This is a genomic window from Flavobacterium sp. 120, assembly GCF_003633605.1.
GTDB classification, from domain to species: Bacteria; Bacteroidota; Bacteroidia; order Flavobacteriales; family Flavobacteriaceae; genus Flavobacterium; species Flavobacterium algoritolerans.
Map to the genome: position 1 here is coordinate 1,795,067 of NZ_RBKZ01000001.1, position 22,335 is coordinate 1,817,401.

At 33.1% G+C, this 22,335-nt stretch carries 22 protein-coding genes; 13 read left to right on the forward strand and 9 right to left on the reverse strand.

Annotation, left to right across the window (positions count from 1 at the left end):
• Positions 1-478: 478 nt before the first annotated feature.
• The 7 genes from C8C87_RS07715 to C8C87_RS07745 all read left to right on the forward strand — a co-directional run bounded on the left by C8C87_RS07715 (position 479) and on the right by C8C87_RS07745 (position 7,450).
• Positions 479-1,375 carry a YafY family protein gene (locus tag C8C87_RS07715; RefSeq protein WP_121342185.1) on the forward strand — a complete coding sequence of 299 codons (897 nt, stop codon included), beginning with the start codon at positions 479-481 and terminating at the stop codon, positions 1,373-1,375.
• A gap of 192 nt (positions 1,376-1,567) precedes the next feature.
• Entirely contained in the window at positions 1,568-3,403 is a 1,836-nt protein-coding gene (locus C8C87_RS07720) for a DUF262 domain-containing protein (RefSeq protein WP_121342186.1), read from the forward strand.
• Between the two features lie 177 nt (positions 3,404-3,580).
• On the forward strand, positions 3,581-4,384 hold the full coding sequence (locus C8C87_RS07725) for a hypothetical protein (protein ID WP_121342187.1): 804 nt from the start codon (positions 3,581-3,583) through the stop codon (positions 4,382-4,384).
• Between the two features lie 155 nt (positions 4,385-4,539).
• A complete protein-coding gene (locus C8C87_RS07730; RefSeq protein WP_121342188.1) occupies positions 4,540-5,460 on the forward strand; it encodes a hypothetical protein in 921 nt (306 codons plus the stop codon).
• A 49-nt stretch (positions 5,461-5,509) separates the two neighbouring features.
• Positions 5,510-5,920 carry a hypothetical protein gene (locus C8C87_RS07735; protein WP_121342189.1) on the forward strand — a complete coding sequence of 137 codons (411 nt, stop codon included), beginning with the start codon at positions 5,510-5,512 and terminating at the stop codon, positions 5,918-5,920.
• 904 nt (positions 5,921-6,824) lie between these two features.
• On the forward strand, positions 6,825-7,247 hold the full coding sequence (locus C8C87_RS07740) for a hypothetical protein (RefSeq protein ID WP_121342190.1): 423 nt from the start codon (positions 6,825-6,827) through the stop codon (positions 7,245-7,247).
• A 23-nt stretch (positions 7,248-7,270) separates the two neighbouring features.
• A complete protein-coding gene (locus tag C8C87_RS07745) occupies positions 7,271-7,450 on the forward strand; it encodes a hypothetical protein (RefSeq protein WP_121342191.1) in 180 nt (59 codons plus the stop codon).
• Between the two features lie 237 nt (positions 7,451-7,687).
• On the opposite strand, the gene C8C87_RS07755 is transcribed toward C8C87_RS07745, so the two are convergent.
• The 5 genes from C8C87_RS07755 to C8C87_RS07780 form a co-directional block, all read right to left on the reverse strand.
• Entirely contained in the window at positions 7,688-7,912 is a 225-nt protein-coding gene (locus C8C87_RS07755) for a hypothetical protein (protein WP_091169212.1), read from the reverse strand.
• Between the two features lie 10 nt (positions 7,913-7,922).
• Positions 7,923-8,318: a DUF5675 family protein gene (locus C8C87_RS07760; RefSeq protein ID WP_121342192.1), complete on the reverse strand. Its 396-nt coding sequence runs from the start codon at positions 8,316-8,318 to the stop codon at positions 7,923-7,925.
• Positions 8,318-9,076 (reverse strand): hypothetical protein, encoded by a 759-nt coding sequence (locus C8C87_RS07765; protein ID WP_121342193.1) that lies wholly within the window; start codon positions 9,074-9,076, stop codon positions 8,318-8,320. Before C8C87_RS07765 ends, C8C87_RS07760 begins: the two co-directional genes overlap by 1 nt.
• A 926-nt stretch (positions 9,077-10,002) precedes the next feature.
• Positions 10,003-10,692, reverse strand: coding sequence for an SIMPL domain-containing protein (locus C8C87_RS07775; protein ID WP_121342194.1), 690 nt, complete (start codon positions 10,690-10,692; stop codon positions 10,003-10,005).
• 50 nt (positions 10,693-10,742) lie between these two features.
• A complete protein-coding gene (locus tag C8C87_RS07780; RefSeq protein ID WP_099715345.1) occupies positions 10,743-11,381 on the reverse strand; it encodes a rhomboid family intramembrane serine protease in 639 nt (212 codons plus the stop codon).
• A gap of 115 nt (positions 11,382-11,496) precedes the next feature.
• Here C8C87_RS07780 and C8C87_RS07785 point away from each other — a divergent pair, with 115 nt between their 5' ends.
• Positions 11,497-12,366: a lysophospholipid acyltransferase family protein gene (locus tag C8C87_RS07785; protein WP_121342195.1), complete on the forward strand. Its 870-nt coding sequence runs from the start codon at positions 11,497-11,499 to the stop codon at positions 12,364-12,366.
• A gap of 91 nt (positions 12,367-12,457) precedes the next feature.
• Here the strand turns inward: C8C87_RS07785 and C8C87_RS07790 are convergent, their stop codons facing one another.
• Complete coding sequence (locus C8C87_RS07790) at positions 12,458-13,945, reverse strand: aminotransferase class V-fold PLP-dependent enzyme (RefSeq protein WP_121342196.1); 1,488 nt, start codon at positions 13,943-13,945, stop codon at positions 12,458-12,460.
• Between the two features lie 174 nt (positions 13,946-14,119).
• On the opposite strand from C8C87_RS07790, the gene C8C87_RS07795 reads away from it, so the two are divergent.
• Positions 14,120-14,539, forward strand: a complete 420-nt coding sequence (locus C8C87_RS07795) for a DM13 domain-containing protein (RefSeq protein ID WP_121343329.1) — start codon at positions 14,120-14,122, stop codon at positions 14,537-14,539.
• A gap of 10 nt (positions 14,540-14,549) precedes the next feature.
• A complete protein-coding gene (locus C8C87_RS07800) occupies positions 14,550-15,446 on the forward strand; it encodes a hypothetical protein (protein WP_121342197.1) in 897 nt (298 codons plus the stop codon).
• Positions 15,447-15,536: 90 nt separating this feature from the next.
• On the opposite strand, the gene C8C87_RS07805 is transcribed toward C8C87_RS07800, so the two are convergent.
• The 3 genes from C8C87_RS07805 to C8C87_RS07815 form a co-directional block, all read right to left on the reverse strand.
• Positions 15,537-16,118: a porin family protein gene (locus C8C87_RS07805; RefSeq protein ID WP_099715341.1), complete on the reverse strand. Its 582-nt coding sequence runs from the start codon at positions 16,116-16,118 to the stop codon at positions 15,537-15,539.
• A 32-nt stretch (positions 16,119-16,150) separates the two neighbouring features.
• Entirely contained in the window at positions 16,151-16,927 is a 777-nt protein-coding gene (locus C8C87_RS07810) for a membrane metalloprotease (RefSeq protein WP_099715340.1), read from the reverse strand.
• Positions 16,928-17,015: 88 nt separating this feature from the next.
• Positions 17,016-18,059 carry a hypothetical protein gene (locus C8C87_RS07815; protein ID WP_099715339.1) on the reverse strand — a complete coding sequence of 348 codons (1,044 nt, stop codon included), beginning with the start codon at positions 18,057-18,059 and terminating at the stop codon, positions 17,016-17,018.
• 258 nt (positions 18,060-18,317) lie between these two features.
• Here C8C87_RS07815 and C8C87_RS07820 point away from each other — a divergent pair, with 258 nt between their 5' ends.
• The 3 genes from C8C87_RS07820 (at position 18,318) to C8C87_RS07830 (ending at position 22,330) form a co-directional block, all read left to right on the forward strand.
• Positions 18,318-18,833: an RNA polymerase sigma factor gene (locus C8C87_RS07820; protein WP_121342198.1), complete on the forward strand. Its 516-nt coding sequence runs from the start codon at positions 18,318-18,320 to the stop codon at positions 18,831-18,833.
• A 61-nt stretch (positions 18,834-18,894) separates the two neighbouring features.
• Positions 18,895-19,809: a FecR family protein gene (locus tag C8C87_RS07825; protein ID WP_121342199.1), complete on the forward strand. Its 915-nt coding sequence runs from the start codon at positions 18,895-18,897 to the stop codon at positions 19,807-19,809.
• A complete protein-coding gene (locus C8C87_RS07830; RefSeq protein ID WP_121342200.1) occupies positions 19,796-22,330 on the forward strand; it encodes a carboxypeptidase-like regulatory domain-containing protein in 2,535 nt (844 codons plus the stop codon). The genes C8C87_RS07825 and C8C87_RS07830 overlap by 14 nt, the downstream gene beginning before the upstream one ends.
• Positions 22,331-22,335: the final 5 nt, after the last annotated feature.

Genomic DNA, 22,335 nt, shown 5'->3' on the forward strand with positions numbered 1-22,335 from the left:
AAATAGTAAAATGATTGGTGTCCATATATTACTAAAATTCACCATCTAATTCTTAATGTGAGGTTTCATCGCTTCTCAGCATGTAATAAACTAACAGTCTGATGTTTCATACTCACTTCTTATCTAATAACACAGTTGATTTTGAGAACTACTTAAGTACTTATAATTCCGCTTTTAAGTTATTTTCACCCTTTACGGTTTCCCGTAAGGATTTAATTTGACAACCTATTAATTTTACGTCTTTATGTAACATTATATTCTGTAAACAAAGTATTAATTTACTGTTGATTATTTTAGAAATAACAAAAGATAAAAAATGGACACCAATAAGTACATTTGATTATTGTGGAAGTAATGTTAATCTGCTTCCTTAATATTTATATCAGAATAGGCATAAAATAAAAAGTATATCGATTTTTTTATCCGTCACATTTTGTCGGACTAAAATAATACTTTAGCATAATTAAAAAATAAACCTATGGCAAAAGTAATATTTTACAAACGCTATCTATACATCGTTGATCGATTAAAATCGGTTCCTAGTAATTTTCAGGATTTACATAAACTGGTGATGACTAAACTTGAAAATGAGGATTTGAGTGCTAATTTTGAATTTTCAGCTCGTACTTTCGATAGAGATAAAAAAGACATACTGGATTTGTTCGGTATTCTTATCCAGTACAATCGAAAAGATAAGGTGTATTATATAGATGAAGACGTTGAAGATCCTTCAGTATCAAGAATGATGGAGGCATTTTCCATTCATCAGGCACTTAAAGAAGGAAATAAAATCGCGCCAAGTATTTATTTGGAAAACAGAAAATCTTCAGGAACTCACCTTATAAATGGCATTTTACATGCTATTCAAAACAATTTACAAATCACATTTACCCATACCAAATTTTGGGAAATGGAAATCAGCAAAAGAACGGTAAAACCGATAGCGATAAAAGAATCCCAACACCGCTGGTACCTGATAGCGGAGGACAATAGAGATGACAGAGTGAAAAATTTCGGATTTGACCGAATTTCGGATTTAAAAATTTTGGATGACAAATTTAAACCCATCGTTTTCAACGTGGAAAAAGATTACCAGCACGCCTTCGGGATTGAAACGTATGAGCCGGCGCAAAAAGTGATTTTAGAATTTTCTTGGCAACAGGGCAATTACATCAAATCGTTTCCGCTACATGCTTCACAAAAAATCATTTCTGATACAGATGATGCCTTGAAAATTGAATTGTACATCCACCCTACCACTGATATTGTCATGGAGTTGATGAAATATGGTTCAGAAGTTAAAGTTTTTGAACCCAAATCGCTTCAAAAGAAAATTAAAGACCGAATAGTAGAAATGACACAACTATATCAATAATAATGGAATCTCAACTCCGACTTACAATAACTTTCACACATATAATATTTGTAAAACAAATTTTATTAACCTGTGCCAAGAACATAGTATTCCACTGAATCACTACATGCCGTGAGCCTACGCCAAGACTTATGCTGAGGAGATTATAAAAAAAAGATCAGTTTAAAAAATATTTATAAAAAACAAAAACCTATGGAACAACAAAAAACATTTGGAGAGATTATCAAACCTTATTCGTTTACAATTCCTGATTATCAAAGAGCTTACTCGTGGGGTGAAAAGCAACTTATCCCTTTTATGAATGACATTTTAGAGTATTATGATAGAACTGACGATGATAAATCAGATGACAAAAACTATTATCTCGGTCATTATATTTTAGAAGGAAAAATTGGATCCAATGAATATGAAATAATAGACGGGCAACAGCGTATCAGTACTGTTTATTTATTTTTGTTAGTATGTAAACATCTGAAAAAAGATTGTGAATACTACAAACAGATTAATTTATCACCTGTCTCTTATGACAAAGAGGGATTAAATATTATTATTAATATTCTAGAAGCAAGTGGTGGAAATATAAATAAAAAGCTAACAGAATTATTAGACAATACGAGCACAAAGACAATGTCTTTCATAAGAATGATAGAAGCTGTCAAGTTATTTATTGATGCTTTTTCGGGAGAAAAAAAGTTACCAAAATTGGAAATTGATAAGATTGATAAATACATAGATGTAATAGACAAAGCTCATTGTTCTGTTGCATGCTACAATGACAAAGCGGTCGCTTCTCAGATTTTTGAATTACATAATACGCGAGGGATAGCACTTTCTGAGACAGAAAAAGTAAAAGCTCTGTTAATGAAGAATGTTTATATTAATTCAGAAAATCCTAATGCAGAAATCGAAAAGATTCAAAATGCTTTTGCAGGCATTTTTGAAATGGAAGAAAAAGCAAGTGATGTATGGCTACGTGGTGACTTATCATTAGACAATATTTTAATGTATCATTTACAAGCTGTTGAAGACGGTTATAAAAATGAAAATTTTAGTTTACCACAATGGGGGGCTGGAGATAATGGTTCTTTTGAATATGTTAAAAAAGCTTTATTAGAAAAAAGGGACAAGAGTGAAATTGTTAATTATGCAATAAATGTTGCTGAGCAATTTGAGAAATCAATGGATATCCTTGTAAATAAAATACCAAAAGCTGATTCAGAAAACCATCTAATTGGTGATGTTTTGCTATTAGATAAAAGCCGAAGTATTATATTCTTGCTTCGAGCTTTCAGATCTGGAAATCCAATTGAAAATAAACTAATCGAGCGTTGGGAAAATTTTCTAATTTGTTATGAAATAATATATTGGAATGGTTATTATTACAATGCAAAAGCATACCGAAGTAAATTTCAAAGTATTTATAAATCAATTGAAAACGGTTCAAACTTGACTAAATGCAACGATTTGCTATCTCGCTTTTATAAGGGAGAAAAAAACTTTTCATATCATTGGGAGCATTTAGGAAATAATACAAATAAGTTGTTTGAAGTAGAGAAAAAGAAATGGATTAAACATGCATATGGTTGGAACAAAACTGCCTATTTTTTATATAAATATGAAATAGAACATGGAGCAAATTACCAAATTATAAGAAAGAAAATTTATAAAAATGATTCTATTTCAATAGACCATATCGTTGCTAGAAGTATCGAATGGAAAGATCTAGGGATTGAAAATTATTCTGAAAACAAAGAACAAGCGGATGTAATATGGAAAGAAATTACGAGTGTTATTAATGGTATTGGAAATCTATCTTTATCTACATCAAGTGCCAATTCGTCTGATTCAAATGGATTGCCAAGTAAGCATTTAAATTCTTTCGAAAAATTTGGGTTGGTCAAAACTGTTGAACAAGTGAAATTTTGGAATAAACCGGAAGAATTTGCTTCTAAAATTTCAGAAAGAAGTGAATCCATTCGAACTTTTATTAACGATAAAATCATAAACAAAAAAGATATTTGGAATTAGATTTTTCAACACTTTTTAAATTCATTTCTAAAAAACCTTTGTCAAAGTTCAAACTTTCACAAAGGTTTTTTTATGTCTTTTCTCAAGCTAAAAACTAAGAATGAAAACTTTTTCCACGGCCGTCTTTTGGCACTCTCCCCATTTAGATTTGCGATTAACAATCAAAACAAAATTAGTATGAAAATTTTATTTTTGGGCAGTACAGATACAGGATTTGCAAACGCTATTAGAAGCTCGAAACCGATTTTATTGTTGTTTTTTATTTTTATTATAGGTTGCAAGAACAAACCAGCAAATAAAACGATTCAAATTGAATTTGCGAAACCAGTGAATGGCTTTAGGGCTAAAATTTATTGGACACCACAGTACATCATAACTAATCTTGACGAAAAAGAAAGGAAATGGGTAGTTGGGAAAGCAATTTTAGAATTAGAAAGAATTGCAGACAAAGTGAAGTATAGAATAGATTATAATCTTTCGATAGGCACTCTCGTTGATTCTGATTTTAAAAAATCTGTTTATGAAAGTTTTATGAATCACGATCTTCCGGGAGTTATAACTGTCCAAAATAAAACAGAAAAAGGAATTATAAATAAAGAGGATGCTCTCTTTTATGAAAGAAATGAAGCGTTCTTTTTCTTTAAGGATGTGAATTTTGATGGCAAAGATGATTTATTGATTGTTGAAGAAAGCTTAGAAGCTAATGATAAAAACAAAGTACATCGTGTTTATGAATTTCAAGATAACGAACTAGTAGAATTTCAATATTTTCCTTCTCTTGTTTTTACTTACAGCAGAAATTATATCGGAAAAATCGATTATAGTAAAAAAGAAATTAGTGTTAGTTCGTATTACTCTTGTTGTGAGTACGATATTGATTTTTATAGACTTGATGGCAATACCACGAATAAGTTTATTCTTTATAAAAAAGAAAAAATCAATTTGAACAAACCGATTATCACAAAATATTACAAAGAGTAATTCTATCGTCAGTCAGGCGGAATTCGATACTGATTTTATTTCCACCGCCGTCTTTTGGCACACTCTCCATTTAGATTTGCGCTATAAATGATTTACTTAAAAAAATTTCAGTGATGAAAATTTTCAAACCTTAACTATAAATAATCAAATAAAAAATGAATTCAAACGAAATTAAAATTATCGGAGTTGGTGGAGGCGCACATAATGTATTGATTTCTATTTCGTTAAATGCTATCGAAAATGTAGATTACATCGATTGCAATACAGATAACAATAGTTTGAAAAATAGTCAACTGGAAAATAAACTACAGATAGGAGTTGCGATGACTAAGGGCATCGGAGCTAACGGAAATGTTGAACTAGGAAGGCTTTCGGCAATAGAAAGTAAAGATCAAATAGAACAATTGTTTGACAAAAATTCAAAAACGGCAATTTTTATTGCTGCTTTGGGAGGCGGAACTGGAACTGGAGCAACTCCGGTAATGGTAGAAATAGCTAAAGAAAGAGGATTATTTACAATAGTTATTACTCTTATTCCATTCGAATTCGAAGGTGAAACACGATACAAAACAGCGCAAAAAGCAGTTGCTGAACTCCAAAAAAAAGCTGATTTTATTTTGGTAATTGATAATAATAAAATCCGTCAAGCCTTTGGGAACTTTGGTCTTAAATCAGGATTCGGAAAAGCGGATAGGGCAATTGGACAATTTATTAAAATGTTGATACCAACATATTCATCGCAAATTGGTAGCATTGGAATAAAAAACATACTAGGAAAAATACAACAAGGTAGCTCTGTTTTTTTTGGATTTGGAGAAGCGGAAGGCAAATTTAGGGATCGAAAAGCAATTGAAGATGTTTTGAAAAACGCTTTATCTGACAGAGACGACATTGATGGAGTTCAGCATGTGTTTTTGCATATTAGTTTTGGTGATACCTTAATCTCAAATGATGAGATTGCACAAATCAATAATTCTGTTTTACAAAATGCTGGTAGTAATGCCACGATTATAATATCGTCTGACTACAATAGTAGCCTTGGCGACTCACTTTCAGTTGTACTTATCGCTTACTGATGTTTAAAACTACGTAACTAATTTAATTGTAACAATCAAAACTAATATTATGGATAATGTATTTTATGAGAAAAAAGAGCACCAAATCTTGTTTTGGTTATTGAGCAATGCTGAGTTTACCGCTATTTTGATCTATTTGATAACCCGCAAAGAACATCAAAATTTGCAGGTAATAAACTATAACCAATCAATTGAGATTTGGAATGATCACTTGACAATTGTTATTCTATTATCTGTAGGAATTCAAAACAGAGAATATCTGGATATTCGGAACAACCGGAATTTGCATTTCATTACATTTTCGGGCTTCTATGCAGATGAATCTATATTTAAAGATGTTTACATCAAGATTATCGATCTAAAAGAATGGTTTAATGAAATAATGAAACGCTCGAAAAACGAAGAGATAAAAAGATTGTATGAATTGAGTAAATTGAAAATTAGTATGGTTCAGGAATAACAGATTGAATAACTAAGAGAAAACTGCGAACGTAAACTTGAAAATATTTAAATACCACAATACATTCGTCATCACGTGCAATCAAGCGGTCTCTCTCCGGTCGTTCTCTTTGTTCCGTTCGGCAGCTCCAGTCAGTAAACCTTACCTTTTCATAAGAACCTTTTGGTAAATAAGCAATTTATTATTTCAGTTCATTAGTTAGGTTTCCCTCCATTCCGCAGACACTTCACAGCACTAAAAAAAACAGTAGCTTGAAAATAAGCAGCTGTTTTTTTGCACTGTTGCGTTCCTCATCTTCACACGTTCACTTCCTGCGTTCGACAGGGCTATTACATCCACAATACCGCTTCATTCCGTTGCACTCCGCAGGCTCTGTTCCACTGCATTCCAGCAGTATCATGTCTGTCGCCCTTTACTTTTTCAGCGGTTGCTCCTTCGCACAGCCATCGGGGTTGGCGCCGTTCCGTAAAAACGTCACTTTGCCCTAAATCAAGGAACGCCTTCGGCTGTCTTATGTTTTTTCCCCGCCGTTTCACGCTCTTTCTCCTTCATTTTGCGTCTCGTACCTCGCCAGCTGCAATTCTCGGCTTCAGGTGGCTGTTCGATTGCCGCAACCCCGCCACTGCGCTCCTCGTCTTGTCCGAAAAGGACAAGACTGCGGTGCTTGGGGGTGTTTGATTGCCGTTTTCATAATAACGTCCCCCAAAGAACCTCAGCAAGACGATGGTGCAATTTCTTGAAAAGAAAAAGAAAAAAATCCAGCAAACATAGCATCCTTTCCTCACTTTCAGTCGGTCGATCCTCCCTCCATTTTCGTTCGTCATTTCTGCTGTTTTAGTGGCTTTCTTTTTTTCTCTTTTTTCTTTTCAAAAAATTAATGTTTAATTTTTAATACCAATCCACCATGCCGAATTTCATTATTAAAACACACCAAAAAAATGCAGTTTACAGAGCAAACCAAATCTTTATACTCAATAAAGGGATGAATAGCGGAAAGCCTCAAAAAGAACCTTTTACAAATAGTTTTGTAATCCTTTTTCAAGACGAAAAAGATGCTGAAACAGTGTATTGGTTAGCTTATAGTTTGTGGAAATCTAAGTTTTGGTACCAATCTTTAGTTGGGTCCGTAATTCCATTTTTACGACTTCCTGACTTCAAGAATGAGTTTTATCCAAAAGCGAGTTTTATGATGCAAGAACATGATGAACATATTAAAAATGTTGCCGCTCTCAAACTTTTAGAGCAAAAGGAAAAGCAATTTCATGAAAATATAAATCTTATAAATGACTTACGTAGAGTCATTTTACACCGGTATTTCCGGAAATAATTATAAACTGAAAGCTATTAAAAATGAAACTTTTTATTTTATACCAAACCGATAATTGGAAAAGCAAAGCTTCTAGAATATGCTTTGGAGTTTTTGACACTAGAGCTAAAGCGAATGAAAGCGCAAAATGGCAGGAGCTTAGCAACTGTAATTCTAAAGTTGTTGTTCTGGAGATAACATTGAATATTTTTGAAGAAATCTAAAACCAAAAAAGCCCATTCCTTGCGGAATGGGCTCAGTATGATCTAATTCAAAGGTCACCACAACTGGAATTAGACTATTTTTTGTGCTTCTTAATGAAAAATTTGAGAATCAAAGATATTGTAAAACTAACAAACGCACCAACAGAAGCTAGCACAACCGTTTTTAAAACATCTTCCGAATGCAAATTCGGTAATACACTTAAAAATGTACCGCCAGCGGTACCCATAAATGTATGATTACTTGCCTGCATTACTTCTCTCCTCCGTTGTCGTCAATTGGCTAACTGCAGATAGAACACCTCCCGCCACAGCCAAATAACCTCCTACCGTAGTTATCAGAACTGGCAATGCAATTGGTGCAGCTAAAATAGTTCCTCCGACAGCTGCCAATGCCAAACCAATATTTCGAAGCACTTTGAAAAATTTTGGTGTTGGAGTTTTCACTCTTTTTATAATATTCATAATTAGATTTTTAAGATGAAACAATCAATCCTATACTTTCTCTGGTCTCTAATGATTTATAGACTAAATCTTTTAACTTTTTAAAAGATTTTCGAGACATTAAACCTAAACCAGGTCCAGAAATTTTAGTTACTGTAGCAATACATCCATTTAATTCTTTTTGAGCATTATTGGCAGGATGAAATAAAATCAAACTTCTATTTTCTACATCCAAAATCTCCAAATGCCACTGGAATTTTTTACTATATCGCTTTTTTATAAAATATTTCCCTTCTGGAATGCAGGAAACCTTCGTTTCGTTATCCTTCCAAGGTAATTCAATGGTATTACAAATGAATTTACCCTCGCATTCGAGTTTCCCATTAGTTCCATCGGGGAAATAAGTTCTGGTTATCCTGATAACCATTATACGCCACTATCTACTTTCACAATTGATAATGGGTTGTAAGAGCCATTTTTTAATGGATACATTTGCCCATTCACCTCTTGGTAAAACTCAATACCCAAAGCCAAAAACAAAGGCTTTGTACTTGCCGGAGTAACCGGATTGGAATGGTTTATAGCTTCCGACGGGTTTATATCCCAAGGTACAATGTCACTTTCTGAATTTGAAACTACAAAAGTTTCTGCTTCAAAATCAATTTCTGCCCCAGCTGAAATAACTTTAAAATGGGTAGTTCCACTTGGTGCAGCAATCATTTTCGATGGGATAAATGAAACTAAATCAACAATAATATCACCAGCAACACGATCAATTGATGCAACAAAAGGAGCAAATAAACTGGTGCCTAGTTTACCTCTAATATTGAATTCAAACCCCGCTAAAAGTTCCGCTTCACCATCAAGAACATTTCGCAATCCTCTCACACTTACAGCGTCAGCTTGAATAACTTTAATCATTTGTTGCGTCAATCGACTTACCATTCTTCCATCAGCTGAATTTATTAAAACAGCTCTCAATGCCGTTCTTAAAATTTTACCGGCCTTCCCTGCTCTACCAAATTCGGATCCGTTCTCACGCGTTCTTTGAAACGCTGGATCATTGGCAATTCTATTGGCGTCAATACCGCCTTTTTCTCTTGCCAAATGACCATCTTGCGTTTTGTAAAAAGTAATATCTCCGATTGTACCTTTTAATTTGATTATGCCTTTCTGTCTTGCCATAATTCCTTAACTTTTTTGATTAATAATCGTTTTCATATTTCACTTTCATTTCGATAATCGTTGCAACTAAATCCCAAATGATTTAAACAAAGTTTCAGGTATTAAAATCACAATTCAAACACAAGACATTAGAAACCAAATAAAAACATATAAAATCGACTAAAATAACATGCGATATTTATCAGAAATTATTTAGATTTGTAATAACTCCCAAAGGTTAGGCAAACCCTAGTCAAAGGCATAGTTAAAGCATTAAAACTTAAAAAAGTGATACCAAGCAACACGAGGGTATGTATATATCCAAAAGACGTGCAGCGCATCATGGGAAAAGAATATGCTCAGGCAAGATTATATTTATTGAAGATAAAAAAACATCTAAATAAAGAACCTTATCAGTTAATCGCGATAGAGGAATTTTGTGAGTATACAGGGCTTAAAATCGAACATGTGGTGCGATGTATAGTTGGATAACAATTGAACAGCTAAAAGTCTGTAATCCCTTCGAAACCAATCAAAACTAGTTCAAAATTTAGTATGATTTTCAAGGTAATAATTTGGTAACATTCTCAATAATCATTAAATTTACATCATAAGATTAGATGTTTTTTGCAGTTCAGATGCAAAATCGAGACCCTGTTTTTCAAAATAACACAATGCGTTATATATCAACGGATTAGCAAGATGGTTCGAATCCTGCTCTCCCCACTAAAACGTTTCAAGCAATTGAAACGTTTTTTTTTGCAAACAATTTAGCAGGTTCTCCCGAAGCTTCGGGACTGCTCTCCCCACGAAAACTCTTCAAGCAATTGAAGAGTTTTTTATTTACACTAATTGATACTCTTATCACACTTAGGATATAGTTGATTCAAAAAAATCCCATCTCATTTTATCTGAGATGGGATTTTAAAATATAATTTTTAGCTTCTTTATTCTAAAATAAAACTCACTGTCACATTAGCCGTAATATTGATCTCTCCTACCGCTAACGTTTCTCTTGGAGCACTAGCATCACTACTTTCCATTGTTTTCATTGCTGCATACATCGGTTGCGGATAATAGGTTTGTGAATTATCAGATATAGTCATGGCACGCCCTACTTTTTGTCCTAAAACAGAAACATAATCTTCGGCTTTCAATTTTGCATCTTTCATCGCTAATTTTCTAGCTTCAGATTGATATTGTGCTAATTTTGAAGATTGGAATGTTACCGCATCAATTCTATTAATTCCTTGATCTACCAAACCTTCCATCAATTCATCATATTTAGATAAATCTCTCAATAGAATTTCAATTGTTTGAGTAGCATTATAACTGTGTTTCTTTTTTTCATAATCGTATTGTGGATTCAATGAAACACGTTGCGTCTTATAATCTGCCGGCGCCAAATTCATTTTTTTGATAAACTTTAGAACAGCATCTATCTTTTCATCATTTTGTTTTTTTACATCTTTGGCATTATTCCCTTTTGTTTCAACTGTTACTGCTATTGTAGCCTGATCCGGAATAACTTTTACTTTTCCTTCTCCACTTACATTTATTTGAGGAACTTGCTTAATTTCTTGTCCATAAGACATCGAAATAAATAGAACAGACAGAATTAATAGTGCTTTTTTCATTTTTATATAATTTAATTGTTTGTACTAATTCCTTTTCAAAAGTTGTGCCATTATAATTTTCCCATTTTTTCCATCACGAAAAGAATGACTATTGGAATAGCTAATAATATCACCATTAAAGTATGATCTACTAACAAAGTAGGTTCTTTTAGTAAAGTAATCAAATAACCTCCTACAGCACCTCCAAAATGGGCAGTATGACCAATATTATCATTCTTAGCCTTCATTCCGTAAATAGAATACAATAAATAAAGGATTCCAAAAATGTATGCAGGCATTGGAATAACAAAAAAGATTCCCAACATCATGTCTGGCTGCAATAATATTGCCGAATATAAAACTCCCGTTACTGCTCCAGATGCTCCTACAGCTCTGTAACCATAATCATTTTTATGAAAAACCATGGTCAGTAAACTTCCAAAAATCAAACTCCCGAAATAAACCAATATAAAGGAAAAATCACCCAAATAACTTATGACAACCGGAGCAAAAAACCAAAGTGTCAGCATATTAAAAATCAAATGGGTCATATCTGCATGAAGAAAACCAGAGGATAACATCCTAATTTGTTCTCCTGAACGAATACTTCCAACATGGAACTCATATTTTCTAAAAAAAGAAAGGTCATTAAACCCTTTGTAACTAATTAAAACATTTACTACAATTATTGCTATTAAAACGGTATTCATAAAGTATATTTATTGTGAATTGTAAAGATAGTCATTCTCAAATACCGATACAGTAAGCTGTCAAAATTTATATCAGTCTATATTTTTGGCTTATATTTGCAAGAAAAATAACGGCATGCAATTTCTTGTTTTTATCTTAACTTTTCCGTTTTTATGGATTATTTCCATTCTCCCATTCCGGATTTTCTATTGGTTTTCTGACTTCATCTATGTAATTGTTTATTATATCATTGGCTACCGCAAAAAAACTGTAAAGGAAAATTTAGCTCTGGCATTACCTCATCTTAGTGACAAGGAACGTCTTGTAATCGAGAAAAAATCGTACCACCATTTGTGTGATATGTTTTTGGAAATGATTAAAACGATGACTATTTCAGCTGATGAGATGAATAAAAGATTTGTGATTACCAATATCGAATTGGTAAAAGAATTCGAGAATAAAAACAAAAGCACCGTTTTATTAGCCTCTCATTATGCGAGTTGGGAGTGGTTATTATCTTTCAATGCAAAAACAAATTTTAAAGGAATAGGCGTTTATAAAAAAATTGCCAATAAATATTTTGATAAACTAATACGAGACATTCGATCCAAATACAACGCTGAATTAGTAGAAACTAAAAAAGCGATTCCGTTGATGGCCGAAAACCAAAAAAATGGAATTCTCAGCATGTACGGACTTGCCAGCGATCAATCTCCTAAATTAAACAGAGCTTTTCATTGGGATAAATTCATGGGTGTAGAAGTTCCCGTTCATACAGGTGCCGAAATGCTTGCCAAAAAATACGATTTGACTGTTCTTTTTGTAAAAGTAAAAAAAGTAAAAAGAGGTTTTTATGAAGCTACTTTTGTTCCCATTACAGATAATCCCAGATCAATTCCTGATTTTGAAATTACCAACACCTTTTTACGAGAAGTAGAAAAACAAATTCTGGAAGCTCCTGAATATTATTTCTGGACGCATAAAAGATGGAAACACAGGAGATAATAATTAGTGTTTTCAGTAAAAATAAAAATCCCACATTATAAATGCTATTGTTTATAATGTGGGATTTTTTAGTTTATTAAAGCTTCAACTTTTATATAGAAAACCAGTTTTTTACTAATTCATCCTCTAAAGGTTGCGCGTTCTTATTTACAAATTCATTAGTCGCCGAATTATAATCATAATCCAAAGCCCATGTTTTATGGTTTTCAGCCAATGCTTTTATTCCGTTACAAACAAATTCAATTTCAGCATTTGTAGTTGTAGGATGAATCGACATTCTAATCCAACCCGGTTTTCTGATTAGATCTCCAAGACTAATTTCATCAATTAATTTATGGGATGTTTCTTGATCTACGTGTAATAAAAAGTGACCGTAAGTTCCAGCACAACTGCAACCGCCACGAGTTTGAATTCCGAATTTATCATTCAGTAATTTCACGCCTAAGTTAAAATGCAAATCTTCCACAAAGAAAGAAATCACTCCTAACCTATCATGATGTTGTCCAGCAAGAATTTTAATATTGGAAATAGTTCCTAATTCTGAGAAAATATAATCCACTATTTCGTGCTCTCTTTTCAAGATATTTTCAATTCCCATTTGCTCTTTCAACTGAATCGCCAATGCTGTTTTAATTACCTGAAGAAAACCCGGAGTACCGCCATCTTCCCTATCTTCGATATTATCAATGTACTTATGTTCTCCCCAAGGATTCGTCCAACTTACCGTTCCTCCACCCGGATTATCAGGAACTAAATTTTGATATAATTTTTTATTAAAAACTAAAACGCCACAAGTCCCGGGTCCGCCAAGGAATTTATGCGGTGAAAAGAAAATGGCATCCAAATAACTTTCGGCATCTTCAGGATGCATATCAATTTTTACATAAGGACCTGAACAAGCAAAGTCTACGAAACAAAGTCCGTTGTTTTGATGCATTATTTTTGCCACTTCATGATACGGAGTTCTAATTCCCGTAACATTCGAACACGATGTAATCGAAGCAATTTTAAAAGGTCTTTCTTTATATTTTTCCAATAATAATTCCAGGTTTTCTATGCTGAACAATCCATCTTCCGAAGAAGGAATAACCTCAACATCGGCAATAGTTTCTAGCCAAGACGTTTGATTAGAATGGTGTTCCATGTGCGAAATAAAAACAATTGGTTTCTTTTCGGCTGGAATAGTGATGAAATTTTTTAAGTTTTCGGGTACTTTTAAACCTAAGATTCGTTGGAATTTATTCACAACTCCAGTCATTCCAGTACCATCGGTAATCAGAACATCGTCAGCACTTGCATTCACATGATGTTTAATAATGTGACGCGCCTGATGATACGCTTTAGTCATTGCAGTCCCGGAAACCGTAGTTTCTGTATGGGTATTGGCCACAAAAGGACCAAATTGATTCATTAATTTTTCTTCAATAGGACGATACAAACGACCACTGGCTGTCCAATCCGTGTAAATAATTTGTTTGTGACCGTAAGGAGATTCAAACCCTTGATCTATTCCGATTATGTTATCGCGAAACTGCTGAAAGTATTGCTCTAATTGTGTTGGCGCTTCTTTGGTAATCATTGTATGTCTAATTTGAGTTCAAAGATATTGATTTTTACTAAATAGTCTTTTTCAAATTTTGTTAATACTGATTTTTAAATAAATTTATAAACATGGTCTAAATGTAAAGTAGCTGACAAACTGTGATTTTCATTCGGTTTATATTTGATTAACGAATTAAAAAACATTTTAGCCATGAAAAAAATTGTTTTTCTACTACCTATTTTCTTGCTTTTTATTTCTTGTGAAGTTGAAGGCGATTTGACCCGTGATGCTGAGTTAAGCACTCCAATTCCTGATAATACTCCTCCTGTGGCTACCGGTAATTTCATGCCAACCTCAGGAATTAAAGTTACCGGTTCAGCTAAAATTTATTTGAATGGAAATCAAAATGAAGTTCGATTGGAAGATTTCAGTGTTTCCAGTGGTCCCGATTTGAAAGTATACCTGTCTAAAAATGCCACACCTACAGATTTTGTGAATCTGGGAAATTTGACATCTTCCACAGTGTATGCAATTCCAACTCAGGTTAATGTTTCTGCCTATAAATATGTACTGATTCACTGTCAACAATACAGTCATCTTTTTGCAGTGGCGCAATTATCTCAAAATTAAAATCTGATTTATGAAAAAACTACTGCTAATCATCGCTATTGGAATATGCTCTAACTCGTTTGCGCAAGGCTGCAGCGATGCCGGAATTTGTTCCATAGGAAACGGTTTTCAAACTACAGATAAGGAATTAAAAAACGGAATTGAAGTAGGAAGTATTTTTGGTGCAGGCGAAGCTGATGTCACTTATTTTTCACCTTACATCACCTATACCAGAACTATAAACGAACGATTGTCGTTAAGTTCTAAAATCACATATTCCGTTGCTAGTGGAAGCTTTGGCCAACGAGGTGCTTTTGGTGATGCCTATTTGATAGGAAATTACAATTGGAAACCAAAAACAAATACACAATGGAGTTCACTTGTGGGTTTTAAAATACCTTTTACGAGTTCAAATCTGAAAATAAATGAGTTTTCTCTTCCTTTAGACTATCAATCCAGTTTAGGAACTTTTGATTTGATTGCAGGATTGAATCTTAACTATAAAAAATGGGATTTTAATACGGCAGTCCAAATTCCCGTTTTCAATAACAATAAAAATTCGTATTTCAAGGAGTTTTCTGATACGGATGATTTTCCTTCCACTAATTTATTCGAAAGAAAATCAGATGCTTTGTTTCGAACAACATATACGTTTCAAACTTCTAATAAAAAGTTCACTTTTAAACCCAATATATTATTCATTTATCATCTAGGAGAAGATAGTTTTGAGAATGCTTTTGGAAATAGAGAAACGATACAAAACTCTGATGGATTGACCATTAACGGAAATATAATTGGTGCGTATGCCATTAATACTAAAAACAGTATCGAATTATCTTTAGCCACACCATTTGTAGTTCGAGAAGTTCGCCCTGACGGATTAACTCGGGAATTCACCGCAGGAATAATTTACAAAGTGTCTTTTTAAAAGATAAATCAGAAATTTCACTTTCGAAAACACATAAAAAAATGCCCAAGAAATTTTCTTGGGCATTCTGCTTTTGATAATTATTTACGATTATAAATCAAATCCTAATGAGAATTGCAGCACTCTGTTTTGAGCTTTACCTTCATCGTATAAATCTCCTAAACCTAAATGATAGCGCACTCCTAAACTAATACCTGAATCCGTTTTAAATCCTCCTCCAAAGTTCATTCCCCAATCAAAATTATTAGGATCATATTCTTGTGAACCGCTAAAAAGTCCATCGTATTCTTCTTTGTGCGAAACTGCTAATCCAATTTGTGGACCCGCTTCCAAAAAGAAATTTTTAGAAGGATACGCTTTTAGCATTAATGGTAAGTTTATGTAATCTAATTTTTGGGTAAAAGTCCCACTGCTATTTGTTATTTCGTATCCTTGTTGCGAATACATTAATTCAGGTTGAATAGAAAAGCTTTCGCTAATAAAGGACTCGCCATAAACTCCTATATGAAAACCATGTCGTTGCTCCGTTTCTCCATCTCCGTCAAAACTTACGGCTGCTAAATTATAACCTCCTTTTATTCCTCCATTCGATTTAGGAATAGTATTGTCCTGTGCATTCATTGATGTTATTACACCAAAGAGTAAAGCTATTGTTATCTGTTTTATTTTCATCTTTTTTGTTTTTGATTAATCAAATTCTACTTTTATTTCCCTCCATTGGCACGAAGATCTGCAATACATTGCGCATCTAATTGTGGAGCTGCACCACCTGAAACCATATTAGAAATACCGCCTCCTGTTTCTGAAGACCAATACATTAAACATGTTTTTTCAATACAATGTTTTGGATGTTCTGCATCTTCGTGATTGCTTTGCAAGGCTGTACCAAGATTTGTCAATCCTAATATATGTCCAAATTCATGGGTAATAACTGTTGTTTCTAATAAACTTCTGTTTGGTTCAAATGGACTGTCACTCAAACTATGAATAGTTTGTTCGTAAATAACAAAAGAAGTATTTCTATAAGCCGTTCCAAGAATAACTGATGTATCAGTGTCTTTTGAAGATTTCCCATCAGTGAAAAATGCCCAAACCGCTATTTGATCCGAAGTGTTGTATTTTGTTCTGTTCGCATCTTCAATACTTACAATCTCCTCATTCGTATAAGGCGAAACCCCTGGAGATGGTATGGAACGTTTTATAACACTAATGCCGTTTGGTTTATATGTTCTTGCTGTAAGAAAGTTTACAAAATTATTGATAGCAGTACTGCTTGGTTCAAAACCCGCTACATACACCACTTCAATAACCATACTTTTGAACTTTTTATCAGATAACAAATCGTTCGAAGAACTTCCCGTTTGCTGTTTATTCGTGTTGGGATTTACTGCAACTGGATTATCTAAAGGATCATCTTCTTTTGAACAGGATGCTACTGAGAGGAACAAACCAATCGTTAGTAGAGAAATTACTTTTTTCATTATTATATTTATTATTAAGTTTATTTATATAAGAACAGCTACACTATTTTAGGCAGCTGTTCTTACTAAACTACCAACTTAAATCCAGCTATATTTGTTTCAATACTAATGTTACTGCTGCATTAGTAGAGCTTTGTAATGTGATTGTCGAAGCAGTAAAACTTGTTACTTTCCATGAATTATTCAATAAAGTAAATGAAGCATTCCCTGAAAAATTTAGTTTTAGAAAAACATCTAATTCCGAGCTTACCGCATAAGTTCCATTTACAGTTGTATTCACAAGATTTACAGCAGTTATCGATAAATTATTTGCAAAATCAATCGTGAAATCTTTATAACTCGTTGCTGAATTTACTCCTGCATTTATATAGGAATCTACCTTAAACTTTCCATTAACTAAAATCGTTTCTAACTTTTTTCCGTTTTGAACAGCTGCTGCTATCGCTGCTTCTGTTTTTAAAGATGCACTGATGGCTGCTTGCAATTCAGCGTCACTGGAAATCGTCATTTTTGTTCCGTCCGCAATTGTCACTGAAATTGGATAGTTTACTGAAAATAATTCCGTGCTACTTACATTAGACATATACGCATATAATTGTTGTTCGGATGTGATGACAACACTTCCTGTTTGTTGTAAACTTAAATTATACGTTAAAATTGTAATTGGGAAGCTGATATTTACTGAAGAAATAGCATCTTGACTAGAAGCTTCTGCTGATGTACATGCATTAAGAATCGCATTATACTCTGTTTGATTATTAACAGTCACCTCTGTATAATTACTTAATTTAACTTTTAAAGGAAATTGTAATACAACAGTATCTTGATCATTGTTAAGCTGTCCAAAAATAGAAATAACTTGTTGATAGTCTAATTGACTTAGAATAGAAACCTGAACACCGTTAACTTTTGCAGTAGCTGGCAATACAATAGAGGAACAAGATGCTCCATCCAAGAAATCGTCAAATGAACCATCGTACATCGAAGTACGTTTCAGGTTAGTTGTTGTAGTTGAATTAGCCGAATTCGTATTTGGATTTTCTCCTTGTACGTCATCAATTTCACTTTGGCATGATGTAAAACCTAAGATAGCCATCAATGCAATTCCTGTAACAATTTTTAATTTTTTCATAATTTTCAAATTTAATGTATTTTTATATTTACAAGCGATGTTTTTAGCGCCTTTCTATTAGTAAGACAACTACGCTTATTTTTACCCTACGGAAATTTTAAAAAAAATATAAAATTTTACAAATTAATTTATAAAATACTACAAATCAATAAATTAAAATTTAAAATATTTTTCATAAAAAAGCAATTATAATTTACACAACTGCTTTTTGAAAAAATAATTTACATTTACAACCTACAAAAAATGAATTAACACTCCATGAGCGACGAAAAAAGTACCCTTTGCGAAGAAAATCACTTTAGAGACTTTTACTTAAAGCACGTGCAATCAGCAAATAATTTTGCGTATTACAAATGTGGTGATGATGAAGCTGCATTAGATTTGGTGCAAGATGCGTTTACCAAAATTTGGGAGAATTGTTCCAAAATTGATTTTAGTAAAGTCAAAACCTATTTGTTTACCAGCATTAATAATTTATTCCTGAATAACATAAAGCATCAAAAAGTGGTATTGAGGTATGCTAAAGATGCGCCTAACTTAGATACGAATAATCAAAGCCCCGAATATTTATTCGAAGAAGAAGAATTCAAACAAAAACTCACAAAAGCAATCGCATCATTAAGCCAAGTGCAACGAGAAGTATTTTTATTGAATCGAATAGAGGGAAAAAAGTACCGGGAAATAGCTGAATTACTCGATATTTCTCAAAAGACGGTAGAAAAACGAATGTCTGGAGCACTCCAAATTTTAAAAGCTCAAATAGAAAATATATAATTAATCATTTAGCTGTAGGGTAATTTAAAAGTTAGTTGTCTTATAAACATAGAGATATAAAATGAAAAACGAAAAAGAGATATTAAAATGGTTAAATAATGAGCTTTCAAGCCAAGAAATTGAAGATTTAAAACAATCTGAAGATTTGCAAACACTTGAAAAGATTGCTCATTATGCATCACAATTGGAAGCTCCAAAAGTAGATGCGCACGCTGCTTTGGAAGCTTTTAAAGCCCGAAACCATTCTAAAAAGAAAACAAAAGTAAGAACTTTAAACTTCAAAACATTTTATAGAGTAGCCGCAGTTCTTGCCGTTATGTTAACCTCTGCTTATTTCTTGTTTTTTAATAACATTACCTCTTTTGAAACCAAAATAGCGCAAACAAAATCAGTAACGTTACCAGATAATTCTGAAGTAATATTAAACTCTGCTTCAAAATTAAGTTTTAATGAAAAAAAATGGGCCGACAAAAGAGCTTTAACGTTAGAAGGAGAAGCTTTTTTCAAAGTTCAGAAAGGGCAAACTTTTAGTGTAAACACAACTGCGGGAGTTGTTACCGTTTTAGGGACGCAATTTAACGTAAAAGAACGCAAAAACTATTTTGAAGTAAATTGTTACGAAGGTTTAGTGAGTGTAACATATAATAACGAAACCATTAAACTACCTCCCGGAAAAACCTTCCGAGTTATAAATGGAATTATCGAAAATGTTGAAGATTTTAACGCTCAAAATCCTTCGTGGATTCAACAAGAATCAAGCTTTAATAAGATTCCTTTAGATCAGGTTATTGCAGAATTAGAACGTCAATACGATATAAAAATTAAAGTGGAAGGTGTTGATACTTCAAAATTGTTTACGGGAAGTTTTACACATACTGATAAAGAAATAGCACTTCAAGCAGTAACAATTCCGCTTAAATTAAGTTACAAGATTCAAGGCAAAACCATTATATTTTACAACTATGGTGTTAAATAAATGGCTGATTTTTCTGTTACTTTGTATTGGCAGTATTTGTTACGGACAAAATACAACTAAAAAAACACCTTTAAGTGCCGTTATTATTTCCCTAGAAAAACAATTTAATATCAAGTTTTCGTACGCAGTTGAAGATGTAGCCACAATTAAAATTGACAAACCGAATACTACTTTTACATTACAAGAAACAATTGATTATCTAAACTCGAAAACACTTTTAAACTTTAAAGCTTTAGACGATCGCTATGTTACCGTTTCTGTTTTAAACAAAACAATATCGGTTTGCGGAGCTGTTTTATCCGATGAAAAAAAATCTCGTTTAGTTGGCGCTTCTGTACTGGTAAACAACGTTGGAAGAAGCACAATCACAGATGAAAACGGTAAATTTAGCTTCACAAATATTCCAATAGATGCAACGCTTACTGTTTCTTATGTGGGTTTTGAATCCAGACAATTTTCGGCTAACGAATTGTTTTCGGCACAAAATAATTGCAAAGAAATTGTCCTTTCTACAAAAAACGAAGAATTGAATCAGGTTTTGATAAATGTTTATTTAACGCCCGGATTACAAAAATACCTGGATGGAAGCACCGTTTTAAACACTAAAAAATTCGGTATTCTTCCCGGATTAATCGAACCTGACATTTTGCAATCTGTTCAAGCGCTTCCCGGTGTAGAAAGTACCAATGAAAGCATCGCTAATATCAACGTGCGCGGTGGAACTAACGATCAGAATTTAGTGCTTTGGGACAATATCAAAATGTATCATTCCGGTCATTTCTTCGGGCTAATATCTGCTTACAATCCCAATCTTACCAACAAAGTTATCGTCAGTAAAAACGGAACAAGCTCTGAATACAGTGATGGCGTTTCCAGTACAATTAATATGTACACGAAAGATCTAGTTACCAATACCTTTTCTGGTGGCGCAGGAATTAACTCCATTAGCGCCGATGCTTTTTTAGAAATTCCAATAACTAAAAAATTAGAATTACATATTTCAGGACGTCGCTCAATTACTGATTTGTTTAAATCGCCTACGTACACAAAATACTTTGATCGTAGTTTTCAAGACACTGAAATCAATGCGGATAGCGACCGGCACGATACGTCTTCTGATTTCTACTTTTATGATTATACTGCTAAATTACTTTTTGATTTGAATGAAAAACATCAATTTAGAGTAAATATTATTGGTATCAATAACGCTTTGGATTATTCGGAACGTCTCACAAATTCAAACGAAACCCAATCCAAAACCAGTACTTTATCCCAGAAAAATATTGGTTACGGCGGAAATTGGAAAGCACAATGGAATTCAAAATTAAGTTCAAACTTCATTACTTACTTTTCCAGATACAATATTGATGCTAACGATTACAGGGTAGAAACGGATCAGCGCTTGACAGAAGCCAATGAAGTACAGGAAACTGGAGTAAAATTAAATACCTATTACAAAACAAATCACAACCTAAATTTCTTGTTTGGATACCAATTCAATGAAACGGGAATGTTAAACCAAACCACCGTTAGCGCTCCGTTTTATTCCAGTACTAAAAAAGATGTTTTATTAAATCACGCCTTATTTTCTGAGGTGGAATACAATAAAAACAATACGTATTTAAGAGTTGGAATGCGTTTGAATTATTTTCAAAAATTCGAAAAGCTTTTGATCGAGCCAAGAATAAACATTCGACAAAAATTATCAGATCAATTTGCTTTAAAATTAGAAGGAGAATTCAAAAATCAATCCACTACGCAAATCGTGGATTTTGAAGATGATTTTTTAGGTGTCGAAAAAAGACGTTGGGTTTTAGTAAACGATAAAGACATTCCGATTGCGACGAGCAAACAAGGTTCTTTTGGTGTCGAATTCAATAAAAATAAACTAAATATTGAAGCTACAGGATTTTATAAGATAGTTGACGGCATCACAGCTTCTAATCAGGGTTTCTACAACAGCTTTCAGTTTAATAATGCAAATGGAAGTTACACCGCCAAAGGTTTTGAATTTTTGGCCAATAAAACAGCGCGTCAATACAGCGTTTGGGTAAGTTATACGTTTAGTACAAATGACTATGAATTTGATACTTTTACGCCTTCTACTTTTCCTAATAATGTAGATATAAGACATTCTGTATCGCTCGGTTTTTATTACGATATTCTTAAAAACCTAAAAATAGCGGTTGGTGGTATTTGGAGAAATGGTCAGCCGTATACAAAACCAATTGATGGAAATGAAACCGTTCAAAACGGAAATAACACCATGGTAAATTATGATTCACCAAACAGTGAAAACCTAGATAATTTCATGCGATTGGATGCTTCTTTAAATTATAATTTCAATCTATCTGAATCTATTAAAGCTTCGTTTACTGCCGGAGTAATTAATGCTACCAATCAAGATAATGATATCAATCGCTATTACAAAGTCAATCCAAATGACTCTAATGATGCTATTCAAGTAGATAATAAATCGCTGGGCTTAACGCCAAATGTAAGCTTTAGAGTGAATTTTTAATTCCA